At 64.5% G+C, this 13,784-nt stretch carries 13 protein-coding genes and 2 pseudogenes; 7 read left to right on the forward strand and 8 right to left on the reverse strand.

What is annotated here, in order from left to right:
* Nucleotides 1-76: 76 nt before the first annotated feature.
* Nucleotides 77-2,413, reverse strand: coding sequence for an efflux RND transporter permease subunit (locus CS1BSM3_RS22115; protein ID WP_072391009.1), 2,337 nt, complete (start codon nucleotides 2,411-2,413; stop codon nucleotides 77-79).
* A gap of 303 nt (nucleotides 2,414-2,716) precedes the next feature.
* On the opposite strand from CS1BSM3_RS22115, the gene CS1BSM3_RS22120 reads away from it, so the two are divergent.
* The 3 genes and pseudogenes from CS1BSM3_RS22120 to aspS all read left to right on the forward strand — a co-directional run.
* A complete protein-coding gene (locus CS1BSM3_RS22120; RefSeq protein ID WP_072391012.1) occupies nucleotides 2,717-3,265 on the forward strand; it encodes a type VI secretion system amidase effector protein Tae4 in 549 nt (182 codons plus the stop codon).
* Between the two features lie 86 nt (nucleotides 3,266-3,351).
* Nucleotides 3,352-3,597, forward strand: coding sequence for a hypothetical protein (locus tag CS1BSM3_RS22125; protein ID WP_072391014.1), 246 nt, complete (start codon nucleotides 3,352-3,354; stop codon nucleotides 3,595-3,597).
* 167 nt (nucleotides 3,598-3,764) lie between these two features.
* Nucleotides 3,765-5,657, forward strand: a pseudogene (gene aspS / locus CS1BSM3_RS22130) (aspartate--tRNA ligase); the annotation flags it as partial.
* Nucleotides 5,658-5,684: 27 nt separating this feature from the next.
* Here aspS and CS1BSM3_RS22135 read toward each other — a convergent pair.
* Together CS1BSM3_RS22135 and CS1BSM3_RS22140 are read right to left on the reverse strand one after the other, a co-directional pair.
* Nucleotides 5,685-5,978, reverse strand: coding sequence for a hypothetical protein (locus CS1BSM3_RS22135; protein WP_072391020.1), 294 nt, complete (start codon nucleotides 5,976-5,978; stop codon nucleotides 5,685-5,687).
* A gap of 40 nt (nucleotides 5,979-6,018) precedes the next feature.
* Entirely contained in the window at nucleotides 6,019-6,312 is a 294-nt protein-coding gene (locus CS1BSM3_RS22140) for a hypothetical protein (protein WP_072391023.1), read from the reverse strand.
* A 234-nt stretch (nucleotides 6,313-6,546) separates the two neighbouring features.
* Between CS1BSM3_RS22140 and CS1BSM3_RS22145 the strand changes: the two are divergent.
* A pseudogene (locus CS1BSM3_RS22145) lies at nucleotides 6,547-6,846 on the forward strand (4a-hydroxytetrahydrobiopterin dehydratase); the annotation flags it as partial.
* 125 nt (nucleotides 6,847-6,971) lie between these two features.
* Here CS1BSM3_RS22145 and CS1BSM3_RS22150 read toward each other — a convergent pair.
* Both CS1BSM3_RS22150 and CS1BSM3_RS22155 read right to left on the reverse strand, forming a co-directional pair.
* The gene (locus tag CS1BSM3_RS22150; RefSeq protein WP_072391029.1) at nucleotides 6,972-8,291 is read right to left on the reverse strand and encodes an NAD(P)/FAD-dependent oxidoreductase; all 1,320 of its coding nucleotides are present in this window, start codon (nucleotides 8,289-8,291) and stop codon (nucleotides 6,972-6,974) included.
* A gap of 132 nt (nucleotides 8,292-8,423) precedes the next feature.
* Complete coding sequence (locus CS1BSM3_RS22155) at nucleotides 8,424-8,903, reverse strand: thioredoxin domain-containing protein (protein ID WP_143149316.1); 480 nt, start codon at nucleotides 8,901-8,903, stop codon at nucleotides 8,424-8,426.
* A 150-nt stretch (nucleotides 8,904-9,053) separates the two neighbouring features.
* Between CS1BSM3_RS22155 and soxY the strand changes: the two genes are divergently transcribed.
* On the forward strand, nucleotides 9,054-9,533 hold the full coding sequence (gene soxY, locus CS1BSM3_RS22160) for a thiosulfate oxidation carrier protein SoxY (protein ID WP_072391032.1): 480 nt from the start codon (nucleotides 9,054-9,056) through the stop codon (nucleotides 9,531-9,533).
* A gap of 23 nt (nucleotides 9,534-9,556) precedes the next feature.
* Nucleotides 9,557-9,883: a thiosulfate oxidation carrier complex protein SoxZ gene (gene soxZ, locus CS1BSM3_RS22165; protein ID WP_072391035.1), complete on the forward strand. Its 327-nt coding sequence runs from the start codon at nucleotides 9,557-9,559 to the stop codon at nucleotides 9,881-9,883.
* A 63-nt stretch (nucleotides 9,884-9,946) separates the two neighbouring features.
* Here the strand turns inward: soxZ and CS1BSM3_RS22170 are convergent, their stop codons facing one another.
* Both CS1BSM3_RS22170 and CS1BSM3_RS22175 read right to left on the reverse strand, forming a co-directional pair.
* Entirely contained in the window at nucleotides 9,947-10,306 is a 360-nt protein-coding gene (locus CS1BSM3_RS22170; protein ID WP_072391037.1) for a hypothetical protein, read from the reverse strand.
* Between the two features lie 110 nt (nucleotides 10,307-10,416).
* On the reverse strand, nucleotides 10,417-10,908 hold the full coding sequence (locus CS1BSM3_RS22175) for a hypothetical protein (protein WP_072391040.1): 492 nt from the start codon (nucleotides 10,906-10,908) through the stop codon (nucleotides 10,417-10,419).
* Between the two features lie 298 nt (nucleotides 10,909-11,206).
* On the opposite strand from CS1BSM3_RS22175, the gene CS1BSM3_RS22180 reads away from it, so the two are divergent.
* Complete coding sequence (locus CS1BSM3_RS22180) at nucleotides 11,207-12,484, forward strand: MFS transporter (RefSeq protein WP_072391043.1); 1,278 nt, start codon at nucleotides 11,207-11,209, stop codon at nucleotides 12,482-12,484.
* A 14-nt stretch (nucleotides 12,485-12,498) separates the two neighbouring features.
* On the opposite strand, the gene CS1BSM3_RS22185 is transcribed toward CS1BSM3_RS22180, so the two are convergent.
* Nucleotides 12,499-13,692: an iron-containing alcohol dehydrogenase gene (locus tag CS1BSM3_RS22185; protein ID WP_174263751.1), complete on the reverse strand. Its 1,194-nt coding sequence runs from the start codon at nucleotides 13,690-13,692 to the stop codon at nucleotides 12,499-12,501.
* Nucleotides 13,693-13,784: the final 92 nt, after the last annotated feature.

Raw genomic sequence — 13,784 nt, forward strand, 5'->3', positions numbered from 1 at the left:
GACGTTGATCATTCAAATGACGACGGAGAACGCGGCGAAGGCCTCCGCCGACCTTAGCAGCCGAACCAGCCCAAGGTCACGCAGCGGCTGCCGGCGTGCGCCGCGGCCAGTGGCGGCGATAGAGGGCCACGGTTGCCGGCAGGATGATGAGCTGGCCGATCAATGAGGCAAAAAGGCAGATGCCTGCCAATCTTCCGAACAGCCGGAGAGATGGGAGGTGCGAGAGGATTGTAACACCGAGCCCGAGGGCCAGCACGATGGTCGTCAGCACGATCACGGGGCCGATATGGTGCATGGTGCGCACGAGCGCATCGTTGACGTCACGCGTGCCGGGCCGGCTCTCCTCGAGCTGGAAGCGGTTGAGGAAATGGATGGTGCTGTCGATAGCGAGCGCAAACGCCACCGTGATCGCGACGATCGATGCGAACTGCAGCCCCTCGCCGCCGATCCAGAGCACGGTCCCCGTAGCAAAGATGGGAAAGAGCGAAGGCAGGATGCTCGTCACTCCCGACAGGACCGAGCGCAGCGCGATCCCGAGGAAGATGAAGATCACGAACATGTCACCGATCAGGCCCCAGTTCAGCTCGCCGATCAGGCGCGCCGAGTTGCGCGCCGCGATCGCCGGGAGACCGGTCACGGAGATCTCGTAGCCGGCATGGGTCGTACGCACGGGCTCGAGCGCGCGGTCGATCTTCTCGACGATCGGCAGGATCTCGCTCGCGTCGATGTCCGGGAGGCGCCCAGTCACCAGTACGGCGTTCTGCTCGTTGGTGATGAATCGCTGAACCAGATGCTCAGGCAGGATGCTGATATACTTCTTCACTGTCTCGATGCTGGCGTCGCCGGCCTCGGCGAGCCAGCGCCTCAAACTCTCCACGGACCAGACATTGCCGAGCCCGGCCTCTTTCTCGAGGACGGTATGAGCGGCAGCAATCGCGGCGAGCGTCTTGTCCTCGAAGAGGGACTGGCCGCCATTCCAGCGGATCATGACGTGCACGGGATTGGCGCCCGTGAGCTTCTGGTCGAGCCGCTCGGTGGCAGCCAGCGCGTGCTCCTTGTCCGGCACCTGATCGGCGAGCCGGTACTGCGGCACGAGCTGGACATAGGCTGCGCCCGTCAGCAGGACAGCGAAAAGTCCGGCAAGGCTGAAAGCCAGCGGGGCCGCGATCACGCGCCGGACGATCCACTCCGTAATGGCGCCGAGCACACCGAAGCCGCCGTCCTGATTGGGCGCGACATCCTTGACAGGTGTCTTCTCGCGCGGAATGAGGAGGGCCGCGAGCGTCGGCACCACGACCGCGACCGCGATGTAGGAGATCGCGACCGCCATGATCGCGACCATGCCGAACGTGCGGATCAACGCCGACTCGGCAAACGAGAACGAGAGCAGCGCGAGCACCGCATTCATGGCCGTGAGCAGGCACGCGGGCGCCACATCGAGCACGGCCTCGCGCGCGGCCGTCAGCCGGTCGACACCCGCCATGATATCGCGGCGGATGGCGAACACGAGATGCATGCTGTCCGAGAACCCCGAGACGAGGATCAGCGGCGTAATGACGTTGATGAAGAGGTTCAGGCGGTAATCGAGGCCGCCGACGACGCCGAGCGTCCACAGGATCGCGACCATCGGGCCGATCACGGCGAGCAGTGTCAGCGATATGCGCCGGAAGAACAGGTAGGCGATGATCGTGCCGAGAACAAAGCCGAGGCCGTTATAGACGAGGCGGTCACGCTCGACGGCATTGCGGATCTCAAGCTGCATGACCGGGGCGCCAGTGAGCTGCACTCGGAGACCCGTGCCTTGAAGCCCGCGCTCGGCTTCCTTGAGAATGCCGCCGATGACTTCCTTGGCGCCGCGTTCCTCGACAAGCTTGCGATCGAGCGCAATGACGGCGAGCGCGAGCGTGCCGTCGGCCGAAAGGAATTTGCCGGCGACGATCTCGTTGCTCTTGAGCCGCGCAACCATGGCGTCGAAGTCAGCGCCCTCCGGCAGCTCGTCGGACACGACCGGCGCGGCATAGCCATTCGCATCCAGCTTCTCACGCGCCGAGAGCATGGAAACGAGCCCGTTCACGCCGTCCGTCAACTGGAGATCCACGATCGTGTCGTGGACGGCTTTGAGCTTTTCGCGCTCGAGGAGGCCCGGCCCTTCGATCACCACGAGCACGTCGTACTCGCTCGATGGGAAGCGGCGGTCGATCTCCTCGTACTGGCGGAACTCGGGCGTGTTGGTGCGGAAGAGCTCGGAGAGGCTGTCGTCCACCTTGAGGCGCATCACGCCGAAGATCGCGAGCACGGTCAGCACGACGATCAGGCCGAACGTGACCCATGGCGCCCTGAGCGCGACGAGGCCGAGCCGTTCCAGCCCGAACGTGAAGGCGAACGTTCGCCTCGGCTCGCCGCTGCCTGTCATTGAGGTTCCTCCCCCACGTGTGCCGATGCCTGTCACATCGGCCACGCCGACGCCGCGCGCGCCAGCGCGGGAGACCGAGGACGAGCCCCGGTGTGCTCCCGAATCCCTTTTGCGGGCCGGATGCTGCAACGGCGCCGGGCCAACTTCAAGGCGAATGGGCCACACTCGCTCGCCCATGCGACGCGCCAGTCAGTCTCCGCGATAATTCATTGACATGAACGGGCTGGGCGCGATCGAATCCAAGCCGGGCGGGCGCGCCAGAGCACCGTGATATGGCAGCGGGGCACCGGGGGAAGGGGCAGCATGATCACGTTCAAGGACCTCTGGCTGCAGCATCCGGCCAATCACAGCATGCCGCACCCGTGCATCGCGCCGCACGACCTCACCAACATCGAGAGCAAGCACATTGCGCGGGGCCTGCCGGTCTTCGGCAATCAGTGCGCGATCCGCATGGGCGTGTGCCTGAAGCATGCCGGCGTGACGCAGGGTCAGCTCGGGCGCGTCTCGACCTGCTATGTCCACCCCGCCGAGGACATGCATTTCATCCGCGCCTCGGAGCTTGCCGGTGCGCTCGCGAGCACAAAACTGCCGGGCGTCGCCCCCGTCCAGCGCATTACGGGCACGGATGCCGCGCAGTTCTACCCCAAGCTCTTCGGTCGCACGGGCATCATCTATATCCAGGACTATTGGATGCGGACCGGCGACCGGCCCGGCAATCCGACGGGCGACCACATCGACGTATGGAACGGGTTCCGCCCCTCCACGAAGTGGCTCATGGAGTGGTTTTCCTGGCTCGGCTATTACTCGAACTATGCACAGGCCAAGGAAGTTTGGTTCTGGGAAGTGAAGTAGAGACACCATTATCCCCTCTCCCCGCGCTTGCGGGGAGAGGGGGAAGAAGCGCCGCGACGGACGCGACCACGATCTCCGCGGCAGATGTGAGCAAGAAAGAAAACAACCTCATGCGCTACGTGATCTCGATGGTGGTGGCGATCGCGTTCGCGCTCATCGCGACGATCTTTATCAGCGGCCCGCTGGCGACGTGGTTGGTCTCGGACATGACCTTCGAGAGCCCCGACGACGTCGCCAATATGCACGCCCTGATCTTCATGACAGGGAACTTCGTGGCCCTCATTCTCGGCTGGATTGCCGGCTGGATGCTGGCCTCCCGCTACCGGGACTGACCCCGGCGCGGCCTCCGGACCGCCGCACCTTGACAAGCCGGGGCGTGCGTGCGCTGTTCCGGCCCGATTTGGAACCCATTTGCCGCGCCGCACAAACGCTGGCGCGTGCACTCGAAGGACCACGCCCCCGGGCGTGAGGGAGCCCCGCCATGGCAGACGCCAGCACGCACCGCTACCGCTCGCACACCTGCGGCGCGCTGAGAGAGAGCGACATCGGCGCGACCGCGCGCCTTTCGGGCTGGGTGCACCGGGTGCGCGATCACGGCGGCCTGCTCTTCGTCGATCTGCGCGACCACTATGGCCTCACCCAGATCGTCGTCGACCCCGACACGGCCGCCTTCAAGACGGCCGAGCGCCTGCGCTCGGAATGGGTCGTGCGCATCGACGGCCGCGTGCGGGCGCGCCCCGAGGGCACGCTGAACCCCGAGCTCGCGACGGGTGGCGTCGAAGTCTATGCGACCGAGATCGAGGTGCTCTCCGAGGCAAAGGAGCTGCCCGTCCCCGTATTCGGCGAGCCGGACTATCCCGAGGACCTGCGCCTCACGTACCGCTTCCTGGACCTGCGCCGCGAGACGCTGCACGGCATCATCATGAAGCGGCTCGCGATCACGGGCTCGATCCGTCGGCGCATGCATGAAGCGAGCTTCAACGAGTTCCCGACGCCGATCCTGACAGCATCGAGCCCCGAGGGCGCGCGCGACTTCCTCGTGCCCTCGCGCGTGCATGCCGGCAAGTTCTACGCGCTGCCGCAGGCGCCGCAGCAGTACAAGCAGCTCCTGATGATTTCAGGGTTCGACCGCTACTTCCAGATCGCGCCCTGCTTCCGCGACGAGGACCCGCGCGCCGACCGGCTGCCCGGCGAATTCTACCAGCTCGATGTGGAGATGAGCTTCGTCGAGCAGAACGACGTGCTCGGCACCATGGAGCCGATCATTCGCGGCGTGTTCGAGGAGTTCGCCGAAGGCAAGGCCGTGACGCCGTCCTTCCCGCGTATTCCCTATGACACCGCGATCGCGAAGTACGGCTCGGACAAGCCGGACCTGCGCAACCCCATCGAGATGCAGGACGTGACCGAATATTTCCGCGATTCGGACTTCAAGATTTTCGCGCAGATGATCGAAAGGGATCCGAAGGTGCGCGTCTGGGCTATCCCTGCGAAAAAGGGCGGCTCTCGCGCCTTCTGCGATCGCATGAATACCTGGGCGCAGAGGGAAGGCCAGCCCGGCCTGGGTTACATAATTTGCGAGGAAAGTAGAGGCCCTCGTCCGGATGAAACGCTTGATATTGAGTTTATTAAGCGACTAAAGGCGATTGGAGAGACCAAAATCTCTTCCGCGATGGAATTCGATTTCCGTAGAATCGGAAAAGGGCCAATCGCGAAGAACCTCGGCGAGCTGCGCACAGAGTACCTACTGCACGATCTTGATCTTAAGCATGGCGATGCAGCGTTCTTCGTCGCCGGCGATCCTGCGCGATTCTACAAGTTCGCTGGCCTCGCGCGCGACCAGATCGGCCGCGAGCTGAAGCTCATCGACGAGAACAAGTTCGCCTTCTGCTGGATCGTCGACTTTCCCTTCTACGAGTGGAACGAGGACGAGAAGCAGATCGACTTCTCGCACAACCCCTTCTCCATGCCGCAGGGCGGCTCGGCGGCGCTGGAAGCGGCCAAGACGACCGAGGACTACCTCGCGATCAAGGCCTACCAGTACGATCTCGTCTGCAACGGCTACGAGCTCGCCTCGGGCGGCATCCGCAATCACCGTCCCGATACGATGGTGAAAGCCTTCGGCGTTGCCGGTCTCGGACCCGAGGTGGTGGAAGCCCGCTTTGGCGCGCTCTATCGCGCCTTCCAGTACGGCGCACCGCCGCACGGCGGCATGGCCGCCGGCATCGAACGCATTGTCATGCTGCTCACGGGCTGCTCGACCGTTCGCGACGTCGCTCTCTTCCCGATGAACCAGCAGGCGAGCGACCTGCTGATGGGCGCGCCGTCCGAAGCCTCGAACAAGCAGCTCAACGAGTTGCACATTCGCCTGAACCTGCCTCAGAAGAAGAGCTGAGGCAGGCTCTCAGACCTCAATGCGCGCTTACCGCTCGCCTTCGCGCTCGTTGAGCGTCTCCCAGTAGTCGATCACGTCTTCGCGGAAGGCGTCCTTGCAGCTCTGCTTGCACGGCATCCACGTGCCGTTCGGCAGGCGGTACTCGTAGTCGAACTGCCCGCGACGGACTGGCGCCGTCTGACAGCCGTGACCATAGCGGCTGCACGCCGTCACAGATCCCGCGCCATCCCGCGCCTTGCGCACCTGCGCCTCAGCCGCGCCCATGACGCCCACAAGCACTGAGCCAGCAAGCGCCGCACCCAGGACGGTTCTCAGAAACATTCAGCGGTCCCCCACGACTTCCCCTAAGAAAATTCCCGCATCAGCGACGTCCGCTGCCCGCGCGCTCGTTGAGCGTCTCCCAGTAGTCGATCACGTCCTCGCGGATGGCATCCTTGCAGCTCTGCTTGCAAGGCATCCACGTCCCATTCGGAAGACGATACTCGGCGTCGAAACGCCCCTGCCGAAGCGGCACCGTCATGCAGCCATGGCCATAGCGGCTGCACGCCGTGACTTGACCGCCGGAGCGGTCCCGTTTGCGTTGAGCATCGGCCGGCGCCGCGAGAACCACCGCTGACAGCCCCACCAGGGCCGCGAGCAAGACTTTCGGCGACATGGCGCCCTCCTGATTGTACCGTCCGAACGTCGCAGCCATGCAACGTCGGGCTCTTTGGGCCCGAGGCTACACTATGCACCTTTCACTTGTCACAACGCGCAAAACAGCGCGTTCCGTCGCCGGAAAGTCCCGAATGGCTATCACAACGTCTTGAACCGTTTCGTGGCGCTGGAATGATGCCGCGATGCTTAAACTTGAATGAATTCGTGACCGGCCTCAGCCAAGCGGAGAACGAGCATGGCCCGGAAACTCGACCCTGCCGAACGCGAAACCGTCCGCGCCGAGCTGCCGCTCTGGCACATGGTCGACGGACGCGATGCTCTCACGCGCACGATCAAGTTCAAGGATTTCAACGCCGCCTTCGGCTTCATGACCCAGGTCGCGCTGGCGGCGGAGAAGCTCGATCATCATCCCGAGTGGTCGAACGTCTGGAACCGCGTCGAGATCACGCTTTCGACGCATGATGCCGGCGGCCTCACCGAGCGCGATATCAAGCTCGCCAGGATCATCGACAAACTGGCCGAGAAGAGCTGATGCCCCCACTTCCCCCTCTCCCCATTCCTTCAATGGGGAGAGGGGCGGGAGCTTGTGCGACGTTCGCGTATGCCGCCGCCCCTCATCCTGACCTTCTCCCCGTAAAGACGGGAGAAGGGACAGCCTCAACCCTTTTTCTTGCCCGCAGCCGCCGCGGGTCCGGCAAACATGTCGGCGGTGATGCCCGAATACCAACCGATGGACTCCTGGTAGTTCTGCGCCCGCGTCGCAGCGTCCTCACCGGGCTTCGACACGAACGAGCCCGACGGCTCGAGCTTTCCGCCCTTGGCCGTGTAGTTCGCGCCGACCTTGACGTTGTCATCGGGCGCAAGCAGCGACCAGCACGTATTGCGGAAGCGCGCCGGGAAACGCTCGCCCTTGGCAAGCTCCGCAAGGATGTCGTTGGCGGCAACCTTGGCCTGGCTGTTCGCCGAGAAGGCCGACTTCGGCATCTCGGCCGCGATCGTCGCATCCCCGAGCACGTAGACGTCCTTCACGAGCGCGGAAGAGAAATTCTCCGGGTTGACCGGGCACCAGTCGCCCTTGGCGAGCCCGGTCCTCAGCGCAATCTGGCCCGCGCTCTGCTGGGGGATGACGTTGGCGACATCGAACTTGACCTTCTTGCCGGCCTTGGTCGTGATCTCGCGCGATTTGGCATCGAAGGCCGTGACGCTGAATTCATCGATATCGTTCGAGAGATTCAGCTCGAGATTGTCCTTGTAGTACTTGTTGAACGCCTCGACGAACACCGGCTGCTTCGAGAACGCCTTCTTCGGATCGATGATGACGAGGCGCGACTTCGGTTTCCGCGTCTTCAGGAAGTGCGCGATCATGGCCGCGCGCTCGTAGGGTCCGGGCGGGCAGCGATAGGGATTGTTCGGCATGACCATGGCGACCGTGCCGCCATTCGGCATCTGCTCGAGCAGGCGCTTCAGGTGCTGCTTGCCGGGGCCGTCGGTCGTGTAGGCGTGCGGCGCGCGACCGCTCGCGGCGGCGGCCGAGTAGCCGGGAATGGAGTCGTACTTCACCTCGATGCCCGGCGAGACGACGAGCTTGTCATAGGCAAACGTCTGTCCGCCGCTGGTGCGCACGGTCTTCTTGGCCGTATCCACTGCCGTCGCGCGCTGATGGACGACATTGATGCCGAGGCGGCGCAGGCCATCGTAGTTGTGGTTGAGCGAGCCGTAGGTGCGGAAGCCGCCGAGATAGAGGTTCGAGAAGAAGGAGGACGAATAGATCCTGTTCGGCTCGATCAGCGTCACCTGGAGCGCCGGCGCACCGAGCTTCAATGCGCGCGCAGCGCTCGCGCCACCAGCGCCGCCGCCAATGATGACAACGCGGCCGGCCCGGACTCCCTGGGCGATGGCGAACGTCCCGAAATTCGCCGCAGCAACCGCGCCGGCGCCGGCGCCAATAATCAGATTCCGCCGTGAAATATCAGTCATTTACACCTCCCGTGAGATCGATTGCTCGAATCCAGCGCACGTTCTTTGCAGCCTTTCCGGCGCTCTTTCTTATATTTTCTTTTGATAAGCTTTCAGTGGTCCGCGCAAGTACTGATTGAACGCGGACCGTCGTCATCTTCTTTCGACCTGCTTCTCCGCGAAGTTGGGCGCCGCGGCTCCGCTGCGCTGCAGCGCGACGCGCACGTCCTCCATCAATGCGGCGAGCTGCATCCAGAAGAGATCCGCGCCCCCGTAGCCGACGATGCGTCCGACCTCGCGGCCGCGCACGAGCATCACGAATGTCGGCGAGTAAACAACGCGCTGGATGAAGGCGATATCGGGCGCGTGCCGGAAGCGGCGCACGAGCGGCGCGATCTTGCCGTCCTCGCTCGCCTCATAGCCGGGGGCGACCTCGCGCTCCCAGCGCGCGCAATAGGGACAGCCGGGATCGCTGATCATAACCAGCGCGGCGGGTGCAGTTGCGAGATCGATTTCGGGAGCGGCGCCGGCGTTCTGAGCGCGCGCAATGCTGGCGCCGAGAAAGAGCACGAGGAGAGCTGCAAGCAATGAAAGGGGCCGGCGCGCGAACTGCTGCATGATCGTCAAAACCACGCCTTCTCAGCGCCCCTGCGGTTGCATACAAACATTCTAATATGCTACTGGAAATCTGCAAGTACCGACGCCGTCGGAGCAACCGACGCGCCGCGGTGCACCGCCAAAATCGAGGAGGGCTCGGCCCCAAATGCCGGGTGTGCGAAAGGCATGACGCAGAGGTTGGAGATCGAAGTTGTTGGCCGTCGGACATTCCTGATCGGCGCGGGCGCCAGCTTGGCAATGGCCGCATTCCTCGCGGATCTGCCGGCGCTTGCCCAGGAGCCTGTTCGCAGTATCGACGAGGCCCTGAAGAAGGTGCTCGGCGATACCAAGCCGACCGAGAGCGGCATCACGCTCGAGATCCCCGAGATCGCCGAGAACGGCAACACGGTGCCCTTCACGCTCGCGGTCGACAGCCCGATGACGGACGCCAGCCACGTCAAGGCGGTGCACGTCTTCGCCTCCGGCAATCCGCAGGTGGGCGTCGCGAGCTACAATTTCACGCCCGCGTCGGGCAAGGCCTCGGTCTCGAGCCGTATGCGCCTCGCGCGGACGCAGGACGTCGTTGTGGTGGCGGAGCTGAGCGACGGCAAGTTCCTGCTCGGCAAGCGCAATGTCAAAGTCACGATCGGCGGCTGCGGCGGCTGAGGCAGGGATAGGGAGCGAGAACGATGTCAGCAGCAAAACCCCGCATCCGTATTCCGGAAAAGGCCAAGGTCGGCGAGGTCATCGAGATCAAGACGCTCGTCCAGCACGTCATGGAGACCGGGAACCGCAAGACCGCCGACGGCAAGGTCGTCCCGCGCAACATCATCAACACGTTCACGGCGAAGTTCAACGGCGTCGAGTTCTTCAAAGCCGACGTGTCGCCGGGCATCTCGGCGAACCCCTACCTCGCCTTCTTCATGAAGGTGCCGGGGCCGGGTGAGTTCGAATTCACCTGGATCGACGACGCCGGCGTAAAGATCGACCAGAAGATGCCGCTGGCAATCGGCTGATCGCCACGACCGATCTCCAAGAAGCGAAAAGCCCTCTCCCAGATCGGGAGAGGGCTTTTGCTTTTAGAACCAGAAGTCGAAGGTGAAGTAGTTGGGGCCCCCGTCAGGCGGGTTGCGTCCCTGCGTCTCCCAGAAATCCACGGTCGCGAGGCGCAGCGACTCCGAGCAGCTCCGCTTGCATTCGATCCACGTCCCACCCGGCATCCGTACTTCCCAGCCATTGGGACCGCGGCGCACGGGGCCTGAAATCGTGCCATGCCCCCAGCGGCTTTCGGCTACGACATAGGCAGGGGCTTTCCTGGGGCGCTCGCCATCGCGCACCCGCTGCTGTGCCGCCGCATCGCCGAGAACGGCCGCGTCCATGCTCAGCGCCAACCCACTCGCGACAGCCAGTGCGGCGAGCGACGTCCAAATCCTTCTCATGATCCTTCTCCCTGCTCACGCCCCGCGACGTGGCGCCTTCTGCGCCAGAGCGGCCGCTCGGGCCGCTCACCGCCGCCCCACCGGGCGGATACCCCCACCCCAAAGCCAACCTAACTGCGCGACAGGCTGATGTTCACAGCCCTGAGGCCGATGCCGTTCGTCTCGATCGACACCGAATGGCGCGCGCCCGTAATTGCCACGTTCATGGAGCCGGAGAACGTCCCGCCCGTGATCGCTAGATTGATCCGACCCGAGCTGACCTTGCCGGTCACCGTTCCGGTTGCATTGAACGTGCGCTCTTCCCAGCTCCCTTCAACCTGGCTTCCGCTCTGATTGAGATTGGCGCGCAGCTCGATCTTGTTGCTGGCCGAGGCGCAACGCAGCGCAATGCCGAGCGCCGCCGTCTCCTTCTGCGTGTAGAAGGCACGGCACTTCAACGCTTCCGTCTTGCCATTGTCGAGCCTGATCTGCCCCGAGCCACCCCATGTGCCGACGAGCGTCTGGAAGGGTGTCTCAGCCCGTGCCCCGGAGAAACCGGCCGTCATCATCAGCACGGCGAGGACGAAGCCACGCCCCCCGGCACGTGCCCACGACGCGTTCATTGCTTTGCTCCCTGGTTGAACTCACATCCCTGCCCCCGCACGCGCAACGATGCGCGGCACCCGATTGCAGGTGTCGGCCTACATGGTGATGCGGCCACATTATCGCAAGAAGTTATCATGTTACGTGCCATTCGTCAGCGGAATGACGTGTCGCCGGCGCACCCCGTTTCCGGCGCGGCACATCGGCAACACTCAGCGCCAGGAACACTCGCATCGACTTGCGCCTAAAAATCAGGCATATCGCGCAGGCTCAATTCGCGTAGCGCCACGCGCTCCCCAGGCCGAGACCGCTGATCCCATGAACAATACCTATGGTACGGCCGCCGACGTCGACTCGGCCTATGCTTGGCTTCGGCTTCTCGCCGCAGCCCTCATCGGCACGATCGGCAACGTCGGCATGTGGTCGGTGGTCGTTGTTCTTCCTGCCGTGCAGGCCGAATTCGGCGTCGACCGCGGAGCGGCCTCGCTTCCCTACACGCTCACGCTGCTCGGCTTCGGCTTTGGCGGCGTCATCGCCGGCCGCTTTGCCGATCGCCACGGCGTCATGTTTCCCGTGCTCTTCGGCGCCATCGCCCTCGGCCTCGGCTATATCGCCACCGGCTACACGCAAAACCTCTGGCAGTTTGCCATCGCGCATGGCGTCCTGATCGGCCTTTGCGGCACCGCCACGATGTTTGCGCCCCTCCTCGCCGACATCACCCACTGGTTCAACAAGCGGCGCGGCATTGCCCTCGCCATCTGCGCCAGTGGCAACTACCTCTCGGGCACGGTCTGGCCGCCGATCCTGCAGGCCTCGATCGACACCTATGGCTGGCGCTTCACGCATATTGCCCTCGGCCTCTTCTGCACGGTGACGCTGCTGCTGCTGGCGCCGCTCCTCCAGCGCCGGCCGCCACACGAGGCACCGGTCGCCACCGGAAGCCTCGCGCACGAGCCCTCGCCGGCGCTTCTGCGCTTGCGGCCCGCCACGCTTCAGACGCTGCTCATTGTCGCCGGCCTCGCCTGCTGCGTCGCCATGTCGATGCCGCAGGTCCACATCGTTGCCTATTGCGCCGACCTCGGTTTCGGTGCCCAGCGCGGTGCCGAAATGCTCTCGCTCATGCTCGGGTTCGGCATCGTGAGCCGGCTCATCTCGGGCTTCATCTCCGACAAGATCGGCGGCTTGTACACGTTGCTGCTCGGCTCGACGCTGCAGGGGATCGCGCTCTTCCTCTACCTCCCTTTCGACGGGCTCGCGTCGCTCTATGTGGTGTCGGCGCTGTTCGGGCTCTTCCAGGGCGGCATCGTGCCGAGCTATGCGCTCATCGTGCGCGAGTACTTCTCGCCCAAGGAAGCGGGCGCGCGTGTCGGCGTCGTGCTCATGGCGACGCTCTTCGGCATGGCCCTCGGCGGCTGGCTCTCGGGCGTGATCTACGACCTCACGGGCTCCTACCAGGCCGCCTTCCTGAACGGCATTGCCTGGAACCTGCTGAACGTGTCGATCGTGCTCTTCCTGCTCTGGCGGCGGCGCACAGGGCGCCGCCAGCCGGTGGCCCGCGAGGCCGTACCAAGAGACGGACGTCTGGCACGTGCCTGAGACTCGGGACCGCCCTACCAGGCGATCTCGAGGATCTCCATGACGTCGCCAGGGCCGTTGATCTTCTTCGGGTTGCGCCGCACCGGGGCATAGGTCATGGCCCGCTCGGCGATCGTCGGCAGATCCTCGCGCTTGATACCGACGGCACGCAGGTTTCCCGGCTGGCCAATGCGCTGGACGAGCTCGGCGATCAGATCCCCGGCGGGCCGATCCGGCGCCCCCATCGCGGCGCTCAGAGCCTTCTGCCGCTCGCCATTGAAGGACGCATTCCAGCGCAGGACGGCCGGCAGCATGACGCAGCTCGTGTGGCCATGCGGCACGCCATAGCCGGAGCCGAGCACATAGCCAATGCCGTGGCTGGCACCGCTCCCCGCGCCCGCGATCGATGCCGAAATCGCCTGCCACATGCCGAACTGGCCATCGAGCCGCGCCGCGAGATCGTCCGGGCGCTCCACCATGGCTGGCAGCGAGCGATGCAGCAGCCGCAGACCCTGCAGCGAAAGCGGCTCCGTCGCCGGGTTGGCGGTCGGCGAACAGTAGGATTCGACCGAGTGATCGACCGAGCGGATGCCGGTCGAAACAAGCAGCCACTCGGGTGTCGCCATTGTCATGACCGGATCGAGGATCACCGTCATCGGCACGAACAGGCGGTGGCTGAAGGACTGCTTGAAGTGCGTCTCGCTGTTCGTGACGCCGGCATTGGGCGTGAACTCGGCCGCGGAGAGGGTCGTCGGGATCGCGACCATGCGGATCGCATCAGGCGGCGGCACCATAGGTGTCGGAATGCGACCATCGTCGCGGCCGGAGCGATAGGGCTCCATGGCCGCGGGGCTGTCGAGATTGTGCCAGAGGCACATGAGCATGGCCTTGGTCGCATCCACGACCGAGCCGCCACCGACGGCCACAATGAGATCGGCCTTGGCTGCGCGTGCCGCTCCTGCACCTGCGATCACATCTTCGCGCGGGCTATGTGAGGCAATGGCACTGAACGTGCCGACATGCAGGCTGCCGAGCGCCTTCTCGATAGCCTGCAGGGGGCCGTCCGAAAGCTTTGCGAGCGACCGCGTCGAGGTGACGAACACGCGGCGCGCGCCGCGCTGCTTGATTTCCGCGAGCAGTGCCTCGCCTGCCGGCTCGCCGAAAACGATGCGCTCCTGGGCCTGCATGGTGAAGACGCCGCGTGGCAGCGCGCTCGATGGGCTGGTCATTGTTTTTCTCCTTGGACGTTTCGGGCGCACTGTGCAGCAAGGCAGACGGCGCTGTAAACGCACCTTGATCACCCAGAGGCGGGTTCGGGGTG

This window comes from Hyphomicrobium sp. CS1BSMeth3, assembly GCF_900117415.1.
GTDB lineage: Bacteria > Pseudomonadota > Alphaproteobacteria > Rhizobiales > Hyphomicrobiaceae.

Excerpts from the sequence above, each read along its gene's own strand:
- CS1BSM3_RS22150 (WP_072391029.1), bottom strand. The coding sequence starts at position 8,291 with ATGACTGATATTTCACGGCGGAATCTGATTATTGGCGCCGGCGCCGGC.
- CS1BSM3_RS22185 (WP_174263751.1), bottom strand. The coding sequence starts at position 13,692 with ATGACCAGCCCATCGAGCGCGCTGCCACGCGGCGTCTTCACCATGCAG.
- CS1BSM3_RS22170 (WP_072391037.1), bottom strand. The coding sequence starts at position 10,306 with ATGAGAAGGATTTGGACGTCGCTCGCCGCACTGGCTGTCGCGAGTGGG.
- CS1BSM3_RS22120 (WP_072391012.1), top strand. The coding sequence starts at position 2,717 with ATGATCACGTTCAAGGACCTCTGGCTGCAGCATCCGGCCAATCACAGC.
- soxZ (WP_072391035.1), top strand. The coding sequence starts at position 9,557 with ATGTCAGCAGCAAAACCCCGCATCCGTATTCCGGAAAAGGCCAAGGTC.
- soxY (WP_072391032.1), top strand. The coding sequence starts at position 9,054 with ATGACGCAGAGGTTGGAGATCGAAGTTGTTGGCCGTCGGACATTCCTG.
- CS1BSM3_RS22180 (WP_072391043.1), top strand. The coding sequence starts at position 11,207 with ATGAACAATACCTATGGTACGGCCGCCGACGTCGACTCGGCCTATGCT.
- CS1BSM3_RS22135 (WP_072391020.1), bottom strand. The coding sequence starts at position 5,978 with ATGTTTCTGAGAACCGTCCTGGGTGCGGCGCTTGCTGGCTCAGTGCTT.
- CS1BSM3_RS22140 (WP_072391023.1), bottom strand. The coding sequence starts at position 6,312 with ATGTCGCCGAAAGTCTTGCTCGCGGCCCTGGTGGGGCTGTCAGCGGTG.
- CS1BSM3_RS22115 (WP_072391009.1), bottom strand. The coding sequence starts at position 2,413 with ATGACAGGCAGCGGCGAGCCGAGGCGAACGTTCGCCTTCACGTTCGGG.
- CS1BSM3_RS22175 (WP_072391040.1), bottom strand. The coding sequence starts at position 10,908 with ATGAACGCGTCGTGGGCACGTGCCGGGGGGCGTGGCTTCGTCCTCGCC.